At 31.8% G+C, this 1,670-nt stretch carries 1 protein-coding gene and 1 pseudogene; both read right to left on the bottom strand.

Features of this window, described 5'->3' with window-relative positions; translation table 11 throughout:
- Positions 1 to 393: 393 nt before the first annotated feature.
- Positions 394 to 1,251 (bottom strand): sugar kinase, encoded by an 858-nt coding sequence (locus F6K13_RS32020; RefSeq protein ID WP_124145378.1) that lies wholly within the window; start codon positions 1,249 to 1,251, stop codon positions 394 to 396.
- Between the two features lie 161 nt (positions 1,252 to 1,412).
- Positions 1,413 to 1,670 (bottom strand): annotated as a pseudogene (locus F6K13_RS32015) (heavy metal translocating P-type ATPase); the annotation flags it as partial.

The raw sequence follows: 1,670 nt of genomic DNA, 5'->3' as shown, positions 1-1,670 counted from the left end.
TCTGATCCACCATTGAATGATAACTCAATGGTGGATCAGAAAATTGTTCTAAAATTCCAACATTTGTATGAATAAAATCAAAAGTAATTTCTTCATTTTTAATTACTTTTCTACCAGTATTTTCAATATTGCAAGAGATGAGATACAAATCTACAAGCTCATAATCTTCACCATAAAGGATACTAATATTTTTCTGACCAATATCTTTTTTTGAACTCTAAAACACTCGATATATTTGTTGTATAGGAAAGCTCCATAGGTTTATGTCATAATTTAATTAAAATGGTATGAGTTTCCAAATTTGTAATATTAAGCTCTCCCATTTTAATTAAATCTGATGAAATTCGCTATAGCTGACAACTAATAACTGTTAACTGATAACTAAATAAACTGTTAACTAATTATCCACTGCCGAGTACCGAAATATTTACAAGAATGAGCAGCAATATTAGCAGCATTTGCCAAAGCTTCTGTAAATTCCCCATCAAAAATATAGTGACAAAAAGCTCCATGAAAAATATCACCAGCACCTAAAGTATCAACAGCATTAATTTTTGGAACTTCCACATTACCAAACTTACCTTGACTCAAATATTTGATAGGTTTTTCTCCTTGAGTAATGGCAATATGTGGAATATTTTGATTTGCTAAATAGGTAAAAACTTCCTCTTGACTCTCACAGTTAGGAGGATAAAAATTAGCAGAACAAATAGCATAATCAACAAAAGGTAAAATTTCCTCAAATCCTGGTTTCCAACTACCACCATCTATAACAATAGGAATATTTTTTGACTGAGCAATTCGAGCAACTTCTAAACTCGCTGCCATTTGATGACCGTCGATTAAAAGAATATCAATATTATTAATAATATCTGGGTCAATCAATTCTTTTGAGATTTGAGACTTAGTAGCATTGATAGAAATTACAGCGCGATCGCCTGTCTTTTGAGTAGTAATAATTGATGAAACTGGTGGTGGTTCGGAACGATTTTTATCTAAGTCTTGTATCGTGACATTCTGCTTTTCTAAATCTGCTCTAATTAGGTGAGTTATCGGATGATTTCCTAGCCCACAGAGAAGAGTTGTTTGATTATCAAAGTAGCTAAATGTTACCGCTGCATTTGTGGCAGGTCCCCCTGCTGTAATAGTATAATCGGCAGCAACAATTTTTTGATTTTTTTCGGGATAAGTTGTTGTGAGATAAAGTAAATCTAAGGTTATTAATCCCACAAATAGTCCGGTTTTAGTCACTTTTTATTTCTGCTTTAGCAACTTCAAAAAATATATTGACAGTATTCAAAATAAAATCAAAGAGCGTGTCAGACAAATTGATAAATGTTTGCTAAAAATACCCAGTTTTTTTCTAGTAATTATACGAAATCAGGTTTAGTCTGATTGCTATATTATGATTATTATTTGAGTAAACGTAAACCACTTAATGTTACTAAAACTGTAGACCCTTCATGACCGAGTACTCCAAGAGGCATATTGATATTTCCAGTAAAGTTAGCGACTAATAATAGGAAAATAAACCCAATAGCAAAAGTAATATTTTGCTTAATAATACGATTAGCGCGACGACCTAAATTTATAGCTTCTACTAATTTTTCTAAATTGTCTGCCATTAATACAATATCTGCCGATTCTAAAGCAACATCACTACCTGCATT

The organism is Okeania sp. SIO2B9, assembly GCF_010672505.1.
Classification (GTDB): domain Bacteria; phylum Cyanobacteriota; class Cyanobacteriia; order Cyanobacteriales; family Microcoleaceae; genus Okeania; species Okeania hirsuta.
The sequence above is the reverse complement of the archived record's forward strand: the minus strand, read 5'-3'. Positions and strand labels throughout refer to the sequence as shown.